Source organism: Streptomyces sp. NPDC058221, from assembly GCF_042882365.1.
GTDB lineage: Bacteria > Actinomycetota > Actinomycetes > Streptomycetales > Streptomycetaceae > Streptomyces.
The window spans coordinates 1-17,170 of the sequence record NZ_JBHVWF010000048.1 but is presented as its reverse complement, the minus strand read 5'-3'; the positions used below and the strand labels follow the sequence as shown (position 1 = coordinate 17,170).

The window sequence follows — 17,170 nt, the reverse complement described above, 5'->3', positions numbered from 1 at the left end:
GGCCGGATCCGCCGGCGCGCGGACATCACCCGGATGGCGCCGGCAACTGGTTCGGAGCCGAAAACAGGGGAAGCCGGACAAGACACCTCTCACACAACGGAAGCAGGAACCGTCGTGACCACCTTCGTCATCACCGTCCCCGGAACGTTCGTCACCGAGATCTCCGACACCTCCCGTGCGGCCCTGGAGCAGACGCTGGCCAAGCAGCACACGGAGCTGAGCAGAAGCGAGGGGCTCGACCTGCTGACCCTCAACGACGACGGCACCTTCTCCATCCGTCTGGAGGTCGAGGCCGCAGACCGGTACGCCGCGGAGCTCGACGCGGTGGGACTGGTGTCCGCGGCACTGCAGGAGACAGGGTTCTCGGCGCAGGACGCACCGCTCGGAGCTCCGGCCGTCACGGGAATCGACAGCGATCTCTGACGGCACGGAAGGAGGCCGCCCGGTCCGATCGGCCCGACCGGCCCCGGCCCCGTTCCGGACAGGATGCCTGGTGCCCGGCGGGGCTGTCGGTGATCCATCGGCCATGTGTCGGTGGCTGCTGACACCTTGATGCCGAGGGTGGCCGGCGGAACAGCCGCGGGCGCCTTCCCCCGCAAAGGAGCCGCACCGTGATGTCGTCGTCCACCTCCGCCCCGCCGCCGTGGGATGTTCACCGGCCACCGCGTGCCGACGGCAGCCTCTTCATGGTCACCGGCGGCAACGCGGGCATCGGGTACTTCGTCGCGGAGCAGCTGTCCGCGACCGGCGCCACCGTCGTGCTGGCCGGCCGGAATCCCATGAAGGGCGAGGCAGCCTGTGGATCGATCCGCTCACGGGTACCCGGCGCGCGGGTGCGGGCGGTCCGGCTCGACCTCGCCGACCTCGCGTCGATCGGACCGGCGGTGGAGTCGCTGCGGTCGGAACGCCTCGACGCCGTGGTCCTCAACGCCGGCGTCGCACTCGACGACCCGCCGCGCGAGGAGACCGGGGCCGGTCACGAGCTGATGTTCGGCACGAACCATCTGGGGCACTTCGCCCTGACCCAGCGGCTGATGCCGCTGCTGTCGGCCGCACCGGCGGCCCGGGTCGTGACCATGGGCAGCTTCGCGGCGAAGACCGAGCGGCTCGACCTGGACGATCTGCAGTCCCGTACGGACTACCGGCCCAAGCGCACCTACGGCCGCTCGAAGCTGGCGCAGATGTACTTCGGCCTCGAACTCGACCGCCGTCTGCGGGCCGCCCGCAGCACGGTGGCGAGCGTGGTGGTCCATCCCGGCGGCGCGCTGGATTCGCTCACCCCGTCGCGGCCGCCGGTCCATGTGCGGACTACCGCCGCCCGGCTCCGTGGCGCACCGGCTGCCCTCCTCCTGCAGGGCAAGGACGCCGGTGCGTGGCCCGCGGTGCGGGCGGCGCTCGACCCCGCTGTGTGCGGAGGGCAGCTGTGGGGGCCGCGCGTCTTCGGCCTGCGCGGCAGGCCCCGGCGCGAACCGGTGTGGGACCACCTCGCCGACACCGATGCCGCGGAGCGGCTGTGGAGCGCGAGCTGCGAACTGACGGATACCGGCTTCGGCTTCGGTGACTTCGGCACGACGCCCCCCGCGCCGTGAGGAAGGGCCTGCCCGGCTCCGATCCGCCGGACAGGCCTTTCGTTCAAGCGGGCCGGCCGCGCCTCAGCCCTTGACGACCTCCAGCGACGCGTCGCCGACGACCACGACCTCGTACGGCCGGTCCGTGTCAGCCGTGACGCGGAGCGTGCCGGCCTCGCGGACCAGTTCGTACGTGGCGGCGGGGGCGCCCGTGAGGTCGGGGACCGTCACCGTGCGGGTGAAGTCGCCGAGGCCCTCGGGGGCGTACACGCGCAGTTCGAGGTTCTGTGTCCAGTCGCTGTCGGGGCGGGAGGCGTCCGCGCCGAGCGGCAGGACCGCGCCGGGGCGGACCAGGAGCGGAAGGCTGTCGAAGCCGTAGGTGTCCTGGCGCCAGGCGGGTCCTGTCACGGTCTCGCCGGTCAGGAAGTGGGTCCAGGTGCCCTCGGGGACGTAGTACTCGACCTGGCCGTCCTCGCTGAAGACCGGCGCCACCAGGAGGTCCGGGCCGAGCAGGTACTGGCGGTCCACCGTGCGGGTCGCCGGGTCGTCGGGGAACTCCAGCAGCATCGGGCGCATGGTGGGGACGCCGGTGCGGTGGGCCTCGACGGCGGCGCCGTACAGATACGGCATCAGGCGGTGCTTCTGCTCGGTGAACTGCTTGGCGACCGCGACCGCCTCGTCGCCGAACTCCCACGGCACACGGTAGGACGAGGAGCCGTGCAGCCGGCTGTGCGAGGAGAGCAGGCCGAAGGCGAGCCAGCGCTTGAAGACCGCCGGGTCGGGCGTGCCCTCGAAGCCGCCGATGTCATGGCTCCAGAAGCCGAAGCCGGAGAGTGACAGGGAGAGTCCGCCGCGCAGCGACTCGGCCATCGCCTCGAAGGAGGACCAGCAGTCGCCGCCCCAGTGGACCGGGAACTGCTGACCGCCGGCGGTGGCGGAGCGGGCGAAGAGGACCGCATCGCCCTGGCCGCGCTCCTTCTCCAGCAGTTCAAAGACCGATGTGTTGAACAGGTGGGTGTAGTAGTTGTGCATCCGCTCCGGGTCGGAGCCGTCGTGCCAGACGACGTCGGTGGGGATGCGCTCGCCGAAGTCCGTCTTGAAGCCGTCGACGCCCTGGTCGAGGAGGGTCTTCAGCTTGGCCTGGAACCAGGCGGTGGCTTCGGGGTTGGTGAAGTCGACCAGCGCCATGCCGGCCTGCCACTTGTCCCACTGCCAGACGTCGCCGTCGGGGGTGAGCACGAAGTAGCCCTTCTCCGCGCCTTCCGCGTACAGGGCGCTCTTCTGCGCGATGTACGGGTTGATCCAGACGCAGATCTTCAGCCCCTTGTCCTTGAGCCGGGCGAGCATGCCGACCGGGTCGGGGAAGGTGTCCGGGTCCCATTCGAAGTCGCACCACTGGTACTCGCGCATCCAGAAGCAGTCGAAGTGGAAGACGGAGAGCGGGATGCCGCGCTCGGACATGCCGTCCACGAAGGAGGTGACGGTCGCCTCGTCGTAGTCGGTGGTGAACGAGGTGGTCAGCCAGAGGCCGAAGGACCAGGCCGGAGGCAGGGCCGGGCGGCCGGTGAGCGCGGTGTAGCGGGTGAGGACGTCCTTGGGAGTGGGGCCGGCGACGACGAAGTACTCCATCGTCTGGTCCTCGACGCTGAACTGCACCTGGCCGACGGCCTCGGAGCCGACCTCGAAGGAGACCTTGCCCGGGTGGTTGACGAAGACGCCGTAGCCGCGCGAGGAGAGATAGAACGGGACGTTCTTGTAGGCCTGTTCGCTGCTGGTGCCGCCGTCGGCCTGCCACATGTCGACGACCTGGCCGTTCTTGACGTACGGGGTGAACCGCTCGCCGAGGCCGTGGATCGTCTCGCCGACGCCCAGGGCGAGCTGGGCGAACATGTGGTGGCTGCCGTCCTGCACGGTGGCGAAGGCGGTGCCCTTGCGTCCGGCGGTGGTCAGCAGACGGCCGTCCGCGTCCAGGAACTCCAGGCCGAAGTCGCCCCCTGTGGGCAGCCGGAGGGTGAGCGGGCCGCTGGTGAGCTCGGCGGCCGTGCCGTCCTCGCGGGTGGTGGCCGTGGTCTCCTCGGTGGCGCCGGGCAGGGCGAACTCCGGGCCGGGGCGGCGCTTTCCCGCGAGGTGGGTGACGCGGACCCCGATGACGCCTTCGGCGGGGGCGTACGCCTCCACTGTGATCAGGGGCGCGTTGAGCGTGTCACCGCGCCGCGTCACGCGCTTGACGGCCGCGTGGGCGGTGAGGCGGTCGGCGTCGAGGCGCAGGTCGCGGAGTTCGGTGGCGTACGAGGCGTCCACACCGTCTCGCATCTGCCAGAAGCCGTCGGTGAACTTCATGGGGGGTCTTCCTTAGCCGGTACGGGGGTGTTCGGGGTGCGTCGTCAGAAGTGGGTGGAGGGGCCGGTCAGGAGCGTCGGTGCCGCCCGGTCCAGGACGGAGGCCACCCGGTCCCAGGTGGCCGTGTCCCGCGGCAGGGCGGGCAGTTCGCGGCCCCTGCCGGTGTCCCACCCGGTGGCCAGGGCCACCGGGTCGCGGCCGGTCGCGGCACCCGCGGCGAGGGCTGCGGCGCCCAGTGCGACCAGCTCCGCCGCGTCGGGGATGACCAGGGGGCGGCCGGACAGCCGGCGCACGGTCTCCACCCACAGCGTGCCGCGCGCGCCTCCGCCGATCAGGCGCAGCGGCGCGTCGGGCGCGTCGAGCGGCAGTTCGTCCAGGGCGCGCAGGACGGCGACGACCGCGCCCTCGTAGGCGGCGCCGAGGATCTGCTGCCGGGTCGTGTCGTGCCTCAGCCCGTGCAGCAGGCCGGAGGCCGCGGGGAGGTCCGGGGTACGTTCGCCGTCCAGGAAGGGCAGCAGCACGCTCTCGCCGCCCGGTTCGGCGTCCTCGCGGTCCAGGCCGAGCAGTTCGGCGACCTTGTCCACGGCGAGCGTGCAGTTCAGGGTGCAGCCCAGCGGGAGGCGGGTGCCGTCGGTGGCGGCGAATCCCGCGAGGTACGCGGAATGCGGGCGGTTGCGGGTGGCGGCGAAGACGGTGCCGGAGGTGCCGAGGCTGACCACCGGGTGGTCCAGGAGCCCTTCGGCGCCCAGCCCCAGGCCGACGGCAGCGGCCATGTTGTCACCGGTGCCCGCGGCGACGGCGATGCCGGCGGGCAGGCCCAGGGCGCGGGCGGCCTGCTCGGTGAGGCCTCCGGCGCGGGTGGCTCCGGTGGGGGCGACGGTGGACAGCAGCTCGGCGCGCATACCGGTGAGGGCGAGCAGCTCGGGGTCGTACTCCCGCGTGCCGGGGTCGTACCAGCAGGTGCCGGAGGCGTCGCCGGGGTCGGTGACGGCGGCGCCGCTCAGCCGTTCGGTGAGGAAGTCGTGCGGGAGGCGGACGGCGGCGGTCGCCGCGGCGGTGGCCGGTTCGTTCTCCCTGAGCCACATCCACTTGGCGGCGGTCATCGAGGCGACCGGTACCGATCCGGTGCGGTCCAGCCAGACGTCCCGGCCGAGGGCGGCGGTGAGGGCTGCGGCCTGCGGGGCGGAGCGGGTGTCGTTCCACAGGAGTGCCGGGCGCAGCGGGCGGCCGTCCGTGTCCAGCGTGACCAGGCCGTGCTGCTGGCCCGCGACGGCGATGCCGGTGACGGCGGCCGGGTCCAGGCCCGATTCGGCGAGGGCCGCGAGGACCGCGGTGCGCAGCGCCTGCCACCACTCCTCCGGGTCGCTCTCGCGGGCGCCGCCCTGGCCGGTCACGGTGTGCGGGGCGCGGCCCACCGCGAGCAGCCTGCCGGTCGCGGCGTCGACGACCGCGGCCTTGGTGGACTGGGTGGAGCTGTCCACGCCGATGACGGCCGATGCCGGCCGGCGCGCCGGTTCCCTGGCTGGTCGCGACGGCATTGGCGTACCTCGTTCCTGTGAGTACCGGTTTTGATCGTACACAAAACAAATGATTTTCGAAGCGCTTCGACGATGGGGAAATCGACGCCGCAAGCCGCCTCGATCGGAGCCCGATGAACTTCGACCCACCCTCACGTTGCCTCTGCGTGACGGGCTTGTGACAGGGATGGTCTAGAAAGAAGCGCCGGGATGGCGTATTAGTACTGCCAGCAAACAAATCGGTCGGACGGCAGCGCAGCCGTTCGGGCATGTCGACAAGAGGCAGCAGAATGTCGAATCGCTTCACCCCCACCCCCGCCGACAGGTTCACCTTCGGACTCTGGACCGTCGGCTGGCGAGGCAACGACCCCTTCGGTGACGCCACCCGTCCCGCCCTGGACCCGGTCGAGTCCGTCGAGCGCCTCGCGGAGCTCGGTGCGCACGGTGTGACGTTCCACGACGACGACCTGATCCCCTTCGGGTCATCCGACAGTGAGCGCGCCGCGATCGTCACGCGCTTCAGGGGCGCCCTGGACCGGACCGGTCTCAAGGTGCCGATGGCGACGACGAACCTCTTCACGCATCCGGTGTTCAAGGACGGCGGCTTCACGTCCAACGACCCTGACGTGCGCCGGTTCGCGCTGCGCAAGGTCATCCGCAACATCGACCTCGCGGTCGAGCTGGGTGCCGAGACGTATGTGGCCTGGGGCGGCCGTGAGGGTGCGGAGTCCGGTGGTGCCAAGGACGTGCGGGTCGCGCTGGACCGGATGAAGGAGGCCTTCGACCTGCTCGGCGAGTACGTCGTCGGCCAGGGCTACGACCTCAGGTTCGCCATCGAGCCCAAGCCGAACGAGCCGCGCGGCGACATCCTGCTGCCGACCGTCGGCCACGCCCTGGCGTTCATCGAGCGCCTGGAGCGCCCGGAGCTGTACGGCGTGAACCCCGAGGTCGGCCACGAGCAGATGGCCGGGCTCAACTTCGCCCACGGCATCGCACAGGCCATCTGGGCGGGCAAGCTCTTCCACCTCGACCTCAACGGCCAGTCCGGCATCAAGTACGACCAGGACCTCCGCTTCGGCGCCGGCGACCTGCGCCAGGCCTTCTGGCTCGTCGACCTGCTGGAGAGCTCCGACTACACGGGCCCGCTGCACTTCGACTTCAAGCCGGTGCGCACCGACGGCATCGACGGGGTCTGGGAGTCCGCGAAGAACTGCATGCGCAACTACCTGATCCTCAAGGAGCGCGCGCTCGCGTTCCGCGCCGACCCGGCCGTCAAGGAGGCGCTGGCCGCCTCCCGGCTGGACCAGCTGGCGCAGCCCACCGCCGCCGACGGCCTGAAGGCCCTGCTCGCGGACCGTTCCGCGTACGAGGACTTCGACGTGGACGGCGCGGCCGAGCGCTCGATGGCCTTCGAGGCGCTGGACCAGCTCGCCATGGAGCACCTGCTCGGCGTCAGCTGACGCCCCCGGGGTCTCCGGCGGACCACAACCGCCGGGCACCCCGGCTTCCCGGGTACGGGCCCGCCGGACCCGTACCCGCGGATACGGCCCCAACCCGCCGGGACACCGTGGGCCCGCCGGGCCGGCACCCCTCTCACGCAAGGGCACCATCGTGACAGCACCTTCCCCGGACGGCCTGCGCCAGCGGCGCCGTCGTCGCCACCGGCGGGCCGTCGTCCCGCTCACCGTCGTCTCCGCACTGGTCGGCGGCGTCGCCCTGTCCGGCTGCGGGCAGCAGCGGGACCCGGATGTGTACACCGTGATGAACTCGTCGACGGACGAGTCCTACCACCGCTGGGACGCCCAGACGCTGGCCCGGTGCAGCAAGCAGCTCGGGGTGAGGATCGAGCAGCAGAGCGTCCCGGCCGCGCAGGTGATGACCAAGGCCCTGCGGATGGCGTCCTCGAAGTCGCTGCCCGACGTCCTTCAGCTGGACGCCTCGGAGATGCCGACGTTCGCCGAGGCCGGCGGCCTGATCCCGCTGAAGGACCTCGGGCTGACCACCACGGACATCCCCCGGGGGATCGTCAACTTCGGCTCGTACGAGGGGACGTACTACGGGGCCGCACGCACGGTGAACACCCTGGCGCTGTTCTACAACAAGGACACCCTCGACAAGGCCGGTCTCGAGGTGCCCACCACCTGGGCCGAGATGCGGTCGACCGCGAAGAGGCTCACCCAGGGCAAGCGGTACGGACTGGCGCTGAGCGCGGGCGGCGCCGAGGACGGCGTCTTCCAGTTCACCCCGTTCATGTGGTCCAACGGCGGGGACGAGACGAAGCTCGACAGCCCGCAGGTGGCCGGGGCGCTCGACTACTGGAAGAGCCTGCTCAAGGACCGTTCGCTGTCGAAGTCGACGGTCAACTGGACCCAGGCGGATGTGAACGACCAGTTCATGGCCGGCAACGCCGCCATGATGATCAACGGCCCGTGGCAGGTGGAGACCCTCAACACCAAGAAGGGTCTGAACTGGGGCATCGCCCAGATACCGGTCCCGAAGGCCGGGGACGACTCGGTCGGTCCGCTGGGCGGCGGGATCCTGACCGTGCCCAACACCGGTGACAGCGCCCGGGAGAAGATGTCGGCGAAGATCATCGGCTGTATGTCGGGCGAGCAGGAGCAGATCACCTACGCGCTGAACAGCTGGATGGTCCCGGCCAACGAGAAGGCCGCCGCAGTGTGGCGCAAGAAGGTCCCGGAGCTGGCCGCCCTCTCCGAGCAGGTCGCCACCGCCCGCTCGCGTACCGCGAAGCTCGGCGCGGGCTGGTCGTCCGTCTCCCTCGCGCTGCAGAGCGCCTTCCAGTCCGCCCTCACCGGCGAGTCGAGCGAGGCCGCCCTCAAGCGCGCCCAGCAGCGCGCCACGAGCGGGAACTGAGGTATCCGAACCATGTCGACCACCACCGCTTCCGCAGCCGCCGCTCCGGCGCCCGTGACCACGAAGGCCAAGAAGCCGCCCAACCCGGCGCGCAACCGCCGCCGCCGGCGCCTGGCCCAGTGGGGCTTCATCGCCCCCGCCGTGATCTTCATGGCGCTCTTCTTCGGCTACCCGCTCGTCCGCAACATCGTGATGAGCTTCCAGGACTACTCGCCGTCCACGTTCTTCACGGGCAAGTCCCCGTTCAACGGAACGGACAACTGGAGCAACGTCTTCAACGACGAGCTCTTCGGCAAGGCCCTGTGGCACACCATCCTTTTCACCGTCGGCTCGCTGATCGGGCAGTTCTGCATCGGTCTGGGGCTCGCGGTGTTCTTCAGCCGCCGTTTCCCGCTCAACGGCATCCTGCGGTCGCTGATCCTGCTGCCGTGGCTGGTCCCGATGGTCGTCTCCGGTGTCGTCTGGCGGCGCATCCTCGACCAGGACACCGGCGTCCTCAACTCGTTCCTGGGCACGATCGGCCTCGGTGGCGACACGCCGTGGCTGACCAGCACGAGCATGGCGCTGATCTCGGTGGTCCTGGTGAACATCTGGATCGGCATCCCGTTCAACATGGTGATCCTCTACGGCGGTCTTCAGGAGGTCCCCAAGGAGCTGTACGAGGCCGCCTCGCTCGACGGCGCCTCCGCCTGGCGGACGTTCCGCTCCATCACGCTGCCGATGCTGCGGCCCGTCATCACCGTGGTGCTGGTGCTCGGCTTCATGTCCACGGTGAAGGTCCTCGACCTGATCCTGGCGCTCACCGACGGCGGCCCCGCCGACTCCACCCAGACGCTCGGCACCCTCACGTACCAGAACTCCTTCGTCCAGCTGGACTTCGGAGCGGGTGCCGTGGTCGGCAACATCCTGATCCTGATCTCCGCCGTCTTCGCGGTGTTCTACCTGCGGGCCAACCGCAACGAGGGGAAGTGACCGGCATGGCGAGCACTGTGCGTACCCCCGCCGCCCCCACGCATCTCACCGGCCGGCCGAAGCGCCGCTGGGGCGCCACCGTCTTCGGCATCGTGGTGCTGTGCGTGATGCTGTTCCCGCTGTACTGGATGGTGAACACCGCGCTGCAGCCGTCGTCCGGGCTGCTGGAGGTCAACCCCTTCCCGCACAGCCTGGACCTGTCGGGCTTCCGCTCGGCCATCACCGACCAGGGCCGCAACCTGCTGACCTCGCTGGCCGTCGCGCTCGGCGCGGTGGTCATCTGTCTGGCCGTCTCGGCGCCCGCCGCCTACGGTCTGGCCCAGTTCAAGCTGCGCGGCACCAGGACGATCGTCTTCGGCACCCTGATCACCCAGATGGTGCCGGGCATCGTCATCGCCAACGCCCTGTACAGCGCGTACGTGGACATGGGCCTGGTCAACTCCTACGCCGGTCTGATGCTGGCCGACGCCTCGCTCGGCATCCCGTTCGCGATCGTGCTGATGCGCTCGTTCATGGTCGCCATCCCGCGCGAGGTCATCGAGGCGGCCGAGGTGGACGGTGCCGGGCGGCTGCGCACCTTCGTGCAGGTCGTGCTGCCGATGAGCCGTAACTCCCTCATCACAGCGGGGCTGTTCTCGTTCCTGTACGCGTGGAGCGACTTCATGTTCGCGCTGACGCTGAACACCACGGACGACGTCAAGCCGATCACCCTGGGCATCTACCAGTACATCGGGGCACACGTCGGCGACTGGGGCTCCGTCATGGCGGCCTCCGTGCTGTCGGCGATCCCCGCGGCGGTCCTGCTCGTCCTCTCGCAGAAGTACATCGCCGCCGGGATCACCGGCGGCTCCGTCAAGTAAGGATTGCGTTCCCATGAGTGAGTTCCCCGTGTTCCCGCCCGGCTTCGTCTTCGGCGCGGCCACGGCCTCGTACCAGATCGAGGGCGCCGCGCGGGAGGACGACCGCGGTCCGTCGATCTGGGACGTCTACAGTCACACGCCCGGGAAGACCGACGGCGGAGACACCGGTGACGTCGCCTGCGACCACTACCACCGCTACCCCGAGGACGTGGCGCTCCTGCGCGAGCTGGGCGTGGACTCGTACCGTTTCTCCATCGCCTGGTCGCGGATCCAGCCGGACGGCAGCGGCGCGGTCAACGCGAAGGGCCTGGACTTCTACTCCCGGCTCGTCGACTCGCTCCTGGAAGCGGGTATCGAACCGGCGGCCACCCTCTATCACTGGGACCTGCCCCAGGCGCTGGAGGACCGCGGCGGCTGGCGGGTGCGCGAGACCGCGGAGCGTTTCGGGGAGTACGCCGGGATCATGGCGGAGCACCTGGGCGACCGGGTGCCGCGCTGGATCACGCTCAACGAGCCGTGGTGCAGCGCGTTCCTCGGCTACTCCGTCGGCCGGCACGCGCCCGGCGCGAAGGAGGGACGCGGAGCGCTGGCCGCCGCGCACCACCTGCTCGTCGGCCACGGCCTGGCGATGCGGGAACTGCGGGCGGCCGGGGTCCGCGAGGCGGGCATCACGCTCAACCTCGACCGCAACGTCCCGGCCACCGAGTCGGACGCCGACCTGGCCGCCGTCGTCCGTGCGGACACCCAGCACAACCTGGTGTGGACCGAACCGATCCTCGCCGGCCGCTACCCGGCCACCGAGGAGGAGACCTGGGGCGAGCTGATCACCGCGCAGGACTTCCGGCGCGAGGGCGACCTGGAGCTGATCTCCCAGCCGATGGACTTCCTGGGCATCAACTACTACCGCCCCATCGTGGTCGCGGCCGCCCCGCACCGCGAGGCCGACCCGGCGCTGCGGGTCGCCACCGACAACCGCTACAGCGAGGGCGAGTACCGGGGCGTGCGGAAGACGGCGATGGGCTGGCCGGTCGTGCCGGAGTCCTTCACCGACCTGCTGACCGCGCTGAAGCAGACGTACGGGGAGGCGCTGCCGCCGGTGCACATCACGGAGAACGGCTCGGCGGAGTTCGACACGGTGGACGTGGACGGTGCGGTGCACGACGCGGACCGGGTCGAGTATCTGCGCACCCATCTGACGGCGCTGCGGGCGGCGATGGACGCGGGCGTGGATGTGCGCGGCTACTACGTCTGGTCGCTGCTGGACAACTTCGAGTGGGCGCTCGGGTACGCGAAGCGGTTCGGGATCATCCGGGTCGACTACGACACCCAGGAGCGCACGCCGAAGGACAGCTACCGCTGGTACCAGGGGCTGATCGCGGCCCACCGGAAGTAGCCGGCCCCGCTCCCTGCTGCCCCCGTCCGCCGCCCCGCGGACGGGGGCAGTCTTCCGCGCGGCCCCGTCCAGGCACTCAGCGCGCCGCGTACGCCGCCGGATCCGCCAGGACCCCGCGCACCACCCGGGCTGCCGCGCCCCGGGCCGCGTCGCCGGAGCGCGAGGAGGCCCGCAGACTGCTGCCGTTGCCGTGCCAGCGCCCCGACACCACCCGGTCGGCGAGCTGGGCCTGGGCCGTCTCCGCCAGCCACGGCATCAGATCGCGGTAGATGCCGCCCAGCACGACCGTGTCCAGGTCGAAGAGGTTGACCGCCCCGGAGAGCACCAGCCCCATCCGGTCCCCCGCCGCCCGCAGCACCTCCAGCGTCCTCGGGTCGCCCGCCCCGGCCCGCTTCTCCAGTTCGCCGAGCCCGCGCACGCCGGCCGCCGGATCGATCCCGGCGGCCCGCAGCAGCGCGGCCTGGCCCGCGTACTGCTCGAGACAGCCGCGCGCCCCGCACCGGCACAGCGGCCCCTCCGGGTCGACGACCACATGCCCGACCTCACCGGCGAAACCGTGGGCGCCGCGCAGCAGTTCGCCGTGGAGCACCAGTGCACCGCCGACGCCGATCTCGCCGGTGAGGTAGAGGAAGCAGCTGCGGTCCCCGAGGCCGCCGAACCACAGCTCGGCCAGCGCCGCCAGATTGGCCTCGTTGTCGGAGCTGACGGCCAGCGCGCGGCCGGCCGGGCGCAGCGTGCTGAGCGCCTGGCCGAACATGCCCTCGGCGGCGACCCGGTGCCAGCCCAGGTTGGGGGCTTGGCGGACCATGCCGCCGGAGACCAGCCCGGGCAGCGCGAGCTCGACGCCGACGGCCCGCAGGCCCTGTTCGCCGGTCGAGGTGATGACCCGGTGGGTGAGCCGGGCAGCGTGGGCGAGCACCTCCGCGGGCGGGGTGCCGCGGTTGTCGATGTGCTCGGTGACCCGCACCCGGTCGGTGCCGGTGAGCCCGACCGCGCACACCGAGACGTAGTCGATGTTGATCTCGACGCCGAGCCCGGCCGGGCCGGTGTCCGACACCTTCAGCACGGTGCCGGGGCGGCCGGCACTGCCGCTGAACGTCTTCCCCGACTCGGTCAGCTGGTCCAGGGAGAGCAGCTCCTCGACGAGCGAGGAGACGGCGGCCCGGGTCAGCCCGACCCGGCTCGCCACCCGGGCCCGGGTCACCTCGCCCTCCTCCAGTACGGCACGCAGGACGAGGCCGAGGTTGTGGCGGCGCACGGACTCGGTTCCGGCCTTGGCGCCGGCGGGGGCGGCATGGATCGTCATCAGGTCTTCGAGCGTAGGCCCTCATCCGCCGATGCCGCGCAGGCACCCGGCGACGACCTGCGGGTTTCGTGCCGGCCGGACGGTACGGAAGGAGCGGTCGCCCGTGATCACACGTCTGAAACACCACCGCATCCCGCCCGACTAAACAGCCTGTTACGTTCGTCGTACGCGGCCGCCGTCGCCCGCTCCGCCCGCCCCGGACCCCGTGGTCCGGCCCGGTGAACGAGGAGGACAGCGGTGCACGTTCCGGTACGCCGAACGGTGGTTGCGAGGCTGCTGCGGCCCGCCCGTACGGCCGGGCCGCGGCGCCACGCGCCCGACTGGCTCACCCATGTGACCCGCCTGCGCCGGGCACCCGTGCCCCGGACCGCCATGGTGCGCGGCGCCTTGGGCGCGGGGCCGCTGCTCGGTGCCGGGATCGCCGCGGGGCATCCGGGGCCGGGTGTCCTCGCCGCGCTCGGGGCGATGCTCGCCGGGGTCAACGACCGTCCCGGGACCCGCCGCAAGGGCCTGGTCCACATCGGGCTGCCGGCGGCGGCCGGAGCGCTCGGGCTGCTCGTCGGCGCCCTGGTCGCGGACGGCACGGGCCGGTGGGCGGCGGTCCCCGTGCTCTTCGTGCTGGGGTGGGTCTCGGGAGTGCTGAGCGCGAGGGGCGCCGTGTGGTCGGCGGCCGCCCTCCAGATGCTGGTCACCACCACGATCGGCCTGGGGATGCCGCTGGCGGGGCCGGCCTGGCTGAAGGCCCTCTGCTTCCTGTCCGGGGCCGGCTGGCTGGTCCTGCTGCGGCTGTTGCTGCGCACGCCGCGCTCGAAGGAGGCGACGCGTTGGAGCGGCGAACGAGAGGCCGTGGCAGCGGTGTTCGACGCGCTCACGGACGCACTGGGCGCGCTCGGCGGGCCACAGGCACCGGCCGCCCGCCGCAGGCTCGTCGCCGCGCAGCAGCAGGCGGACGAGGCGCTGCGGCTGATGCGGCTGCTGCCCTGGCCCGGCCGCGCGGACGACTCCGGCCACCGCCTCGCCGAACGCTTCGGCGCCGCGGTCGCGCTGTGCGAGGCGAGCATCGCGCTGCTGTGGGAGGGCCGGGCCGTCCCGGACGAGGTGGCCGACGGCCCCCGCCGGCTGGCAGCCGCCGTCCGGGCCGGCGGACCACCGGGAGCGCTGCCGAGCCCGCGCTCGGACACCGTGGCACGGCTGGCCTTCGACCACGCGGTACTGGCGGCCGCGGTGACCTTCGACCGGACGACGGATGGCGCACCGGCTCCCCGCCCGAAGCCGTCGAAGGACGCACGGCGCACGGCCGGCGCGAACTCCGGGCTCCGCCCCGGCCCGTTCACCCCGGCCGGACGAGAGTACGGGCTGCGGGTGGCGCTCTGCGTCTCGGTCACCTCGGCGGTGGCGCTGCTGCTGCACGAGGACCACTGGTACTGGCTGCCGGCCACCGCCGCGTTCCTGGTGAAGCCGGACATGGGCCCCCTGTTCTCGCGGGTGGTGAACCGGTTCGCCGGGACCGTGGCCGGAGTCCTCGCCTTCGTGGCGCTCATGGCCGTGCCCGGCGGCCTCGGGCCGACCCTCGTCGTGGCGGCGGTCGTCGTGGCCGGCGCCCTGCTGCCCCTCTCCACCCGGCACTTCGCCCTCCAGACCGCGGTGATCACCGTGCTGGTGCTGTCGTTCGTGCACACCGCTGGCGACACCGAGGCGGCCGCGTCCCGGCTGCTGGAGACGCTCCTGGCCTGCGCCATCGTGCTGGTCGTGGGCCATCTTCCGCTGCTGGCCGACCCCAGGGTGCGGGTCGGTCACCGGTTCGCCGTCACGCTGCGCTGCACGGAGCGGTATCTGCGCCATGTGCTGGACGGGCCGGACCCGGGCGGGGCCGCGCACCGGGCCGACGCCCGGGGTCTGGCGCTGCGCGGTGCCGCGTACCGCGCGCTCGCCGAGGCGCGGGCGGCGGCGGAGACCGCGACGGCCGAGCTGCCGGGCCCGTTCGGCGGGCGGCGCCGGGACTGGCCGGCGGTGACGGTGTCGGCCGAGCTCGTCGTCGACGCGGCGACCGCGTGTGCGCTGCGGGTCGAACACGGGGTGCCGCGCCCCTCGTCCGCCGATGTGGAGCGGGTGACGACCGCACTGTCGCAGCTGGCCCGGTCGCTGGAGGACGGCCACCGCACCGCGCGTCCCGCGCCGGGCCCCGGGCCGGGCGACTGCCGTTCGCTGCGGGATGTGATGACGCAGTTGCACGGTATTCACCGGCTGACCACGGCCGGGCTCCCCGGGCCGCCGGCGCCTTGCCCGGCACCCCTGCCCTGATCTCACCGGAGCCCGCAACACCCGCATATCCGGGCGAAGATGTCGCGGTGGCATCATTTCGCCAAACCCTTGGACACGTGAGGGACTCGTGAAAGGATCACCCTCAATTCCGTGGCGTGTCCCCGTATCCCGCGGCGCGTCACGCCTCGTCCCACCACCCATGGAGAACACACGTGGCCAAGAACTCTGGCCGTCGGCCCGGACGGACTGCCGCCCGTCTCGCCACCGCCGCGATAGCCGCGGCCCTCGTCGGCACCGGTACCGCCGCCTTCGCCGCCGACCCGGGCGACGCACCCATGTTCGGCATCGCCGGCCTGGACAGTGCCGGCACCTCGTACATCTACGCCCCGTCCGACGGCGGTATCGAGAAGCGTGTCCAGCTCGACACCGGCTGGAAGAACGTCAAGTTCCTCGGCCGGGTGGACAACAACGCCGACAACGTCGCGGACGGCCGCTGGCAGGTCAGCACCAACGGCGACATCCACTACTACGCCAACGACAACTCGGCGGCGAAGAAGGTCGGCTACGGCTGGGACATCTACAACAAGCTGGTGTCCCCCGGCCAGTTCGGCGGCGCCGAAGGCGGTGACCTCCTCGGCCGCGACGGCAAGGGCGACCTCTACCTGTACCTGGGCTACGGCGACGGCACGGTCACCAAGCGCATCAAGGTCGGCTACGGCTGGGACATCTACAGCGAGATCGCCGGCAACGGCGACCTCAACGGCGACGGCAAGAACGACCTCGTCGCCCGCGACAAGTCCGGCGTCCTGTGGCTCTACAAGGGCACCGGCAACCAGCACGACCCCTATGCCAAGCGCACCGAGATCGGCAGCGGCTGGAACCAGTACAACGCTCTGTTCGCCCCCGGTGACGTCGACCTGGACGGCATCACGGACCTGATCGCACGGAACGCCGCGGGCGAGCTCTACCTGTACAAGGGCACCGGCAACGCCGCCGCCCCGTACAAGCCCAAGGCGATCATCGGCACGTCGGGCTGGAACACCTACCGTCTGTTCTTCTGATCAAAAGTGAAGGTTTTGCGCGCAAAGTCGTGACACGATTCAGCTGAATCCGTGGCCCGCCGCCGACCCGCGGCGGGCCACGACCCATCACGATCCATGGAGTACTTCGTGGCCGAAACCTCTGGCCGTCAGCACAGACGCACAGTTGCTCGCGCAGCAGCCGCGGCGCTCACCGCCGCCCTCGTCGCCACCGGCACCTCCGCCGTGGCCGCAGACGCCCCGCAGCCCTCACTGAGCGCGGCGGCGGACCAGCCGTCGGCCGCGGCGTCCGCCGCGGCCGCAGCCGTCACCCCGACGTTCGCCCTGTACGGCGTGAACTCCTCGGGTACCGCGTACTCCTACGGTCCGAACGGCAAGGGCGGGCTCACCGCTCGCGATGTGTCCGGTACGGGCTGGACCGGCGTCAGCGCCATGTTCCAGGTCGACCACCAGGGCGACGGCGAGAGCGACGGCCTCTGGTTCCGCCGGACCAACGGGGACATGGGCTACCTGAAGTTCGACTCGTCGTCGGTCAAGATCGGCTACGGCTGGAACATCTACAACAAGCTCGTCTCCCCCGGCAACATCGGCGGCGCCGCCGCGGGCGACCTGCTCGCCCGCACTCCCAGTGGCGACCTCTACGCCTACCTCGGCTACGGCACCGGCAAGGTGACGGGCCGTATCAAGGTCGGCTACGGCTGGGACATCTACAGCGAGATCGCCGGCAACGGCGACCTGAACGGCGACGGCAAGAACGACGTCGTCGCCCGCGACAAGTCGGGTGTCCTCTGGCTGTACAAGGGCACCGGCAACCAGAAGGCGCCGTTCGCCAAGCGCACCAAGATCGGCAGCGGCTGGAACCAGTACAACGCGCTGGTCTCCACCGGTGACATCAACCTCGACGGCCGCACCGACCTCATCGCCCGCGACAAGGCCGGCGCGCTGTACCTGTACAAGGGCACCGGCAGCGCCGCGGCCCCGTACAAGGCCAAGGTGAAGATCGGCACGAGCGGCTGGACCCAGTACAAGTTCCTGTTC

Annotated in this window: 13 protein-coding genes; 10 read left to right on the top strand and 3 right to left on the bottom strand. The window is 71.4% G+C overall.

Annotated features, from left to right (window positions below; translation table 11 throughout):
• Positions 1 to 114: 114 nt before the first annotated feature.
• Together ACFVW8_RS17450 and ACFVW8_RS17445 are read left to right on the top strand one after the other, a co-directional pair.
• Complete coding sequence (locus tag ACFVW8_RS17450; protein WP_389690784.1) at positions 115 to 423, top strand: hypothetical protein; 309 nt, start codon at positions 115 to 117, stop codon at positions 421 to 423.
• 191 nt (positions 424 to 614) lie between these two features.
• Positions 615 to 1,589 carry an SDR family NAD(P)-dependent oxidoreductase gene (locus ACFVW8_RS17445; RefSeq protein WP_389690782.1) on the top strand — a complete coding sequence of 325 codons (975 nt, stop codon included), beginning with the start codon at positions 615 to 617 and terminating at the stop codon, positions 1,587 to 1,589.
• A 63-nt stretch (positions 1,590 to 1,652) separates the two neighbouring features.
• Here ACFVW8_RS17445 and yicI read toward each other — a convergent pair whose 3' ends face one another.
• On the bottom strand, positions 1,653 to 3,908 hold the full coding sequence (yicI, locus tag ACFVW8_RS17440; protein ID WP_389690780.1) for an alpha-xylosidase: 2,256 nt from the start codon (positions 3,906 to 3,908) through the stop codon (positions 1,653 to 1,655).
• A gap of 44 nt (positions 3,909 to 3,952) precedes the next feature.
• Positions 3,953 to 5,446 carry a xylulokinase gene (xylB, locus tag ACFVW8_RS17435; protein WP_389690778.1) on the bottom strand — a complete coding sequence of 498 codons (1,494 nt, stop codon included), beginning with the start codon at positions 5,444 to 5,446 and terminating at the stop codon, positions 3,953 to 3,955.
• A gap of 269 nt (positions 5,447 to 5,715) precedes the next feature.
• Here xylB and xylA point away from each other — a divergent pair, with 269 nt between their 5' ends.
• From xylA to ACFVW8_RS17410, 5 genes are all read left to right on the top strand, one after another.
• Positions 5,716 to 6,885, top strand: coding sequence for a xylose isomerase (xylA, locus tag ACFVW8_RS17430; protein WP_389690776.1), 1,170 nt, complete (start codon positions 5,716 to 5,718; stop codon positions 6,883 to 6,885).
• Positions 6,886 to 7,036: 151 nt separating this feature from the next.
• Positions 7,037 to 8,299: an ABC transporter substrate-binding protein gene (locus ACFVW8_RS17425; RefSeq protein WP_389690774.1), complete on the top strand. Its 1,263-nt coding sequence runs from the start codon at positions 7,037 to 7,039 to the stop codon at positions 8,297 to 8,299.
• A gap of 12 nt (positions 8,300 to 8,311) precedes the next feature.
• The gene (locus ACFVW8_RS17420) at positions 8,312 to 9,271 is read left to right on the top strand and encodes a carbohydrate ABC transporter permease (RefSeq protein WP_389690772.1); all 960 of its coding nucleotides are present in this window, start codon (positions 8,312 to 8,314) and stop codon (positions 9,269 to 9,271) included.
• Positions 9,272 to 9,276: 5 nt separating this feature from the next.
• Positions 9,277 to 10,131, top strand: a complete 855-nt coding sequence (locus ACFVW8_RS17415) for a carbohydrate ABC transporter permease (RefSeq protein WP_389690770.1) — start codon at positions 9,277 to 9,279, stop codon at positions 10,129 to 10,131.
• 13 nt (positions 10,132 to 10,144) lie between these two features.
• Complete coding sequence (locus tag ACFVW8_RS17410; protein WP_389690768.1) at positions 10,145 to 11,524, top strand: GH1 family beta-glucosidase; 1,380 nt, start codon at positions 10,145 to 10,147, stop codon at positions 11,522 to 11,524.
• Positions 11,525 to 11,600: 76 nt separating this feature from the next.
• On the opposite strand, the gene ACFVW8_RS17405 is transcribed toward ACFVW8_RS17410, so the two are convergent.
• Positions 11,601 to 12,830: an ROK family protein gene (locus ACFVW8_RS17405; RefSeq protein WP_389690766.1), complete on the bottom strand. Its 1,230-nt coding sequence runs from the start codon at positions 12,828 to 12,830 to the stop codon at positions 11,601 to 11,603.
• A 237-nt stretch (positions 12,831 to 13,067) separates the two neighbouring features.
• On the opposite strand from ACFVW8_RS17405, the gene ACFVW8_RS17400 reads away from it, so the two are divergent.
• The 3 genes from ACFVW8_RS17400 to ACFVW8_RS17390 form a co-directional block, all read left to right on the top strand.
• Positions 13,068 to 15,131 carry an FUSC family protein gene (locus ACFVW8_RS17400; RefSeq protein ID WP_389690764.1) on the top strand — a complete coding sequence of 688 codons (2,064 nt, stop codon included), beginning with the start codon at positions 13,068 to 13,070 and terminating at the stop codon, positions 15,129 to 15,131.
• A gap of 173 nt (positions 15,132 to 15,304) precedes the next feature.
• On the top strand, positions 15,305 to 16,153 hold the full coding sequence (locus tag ACFVW8_RS17395) for an FG-GAP repeat domain-containing protein (protein ID WP_389690762.1): 849 nt from the start codon (positions 15,305 to 15,307) through the stop codon (positions 16,151 to 16,153).
• Positions 16,154 to 16,261: 108 nt separating this feature from the next.
• On the top strand, positions 16,262 to 17,170 hold a 909-nt coding region (locus tag ACFVW8_RS17390), incomplete at its 3' end, for an FG-GAP repeat domain-containing protein (RefSeq protein WP_389690760.1).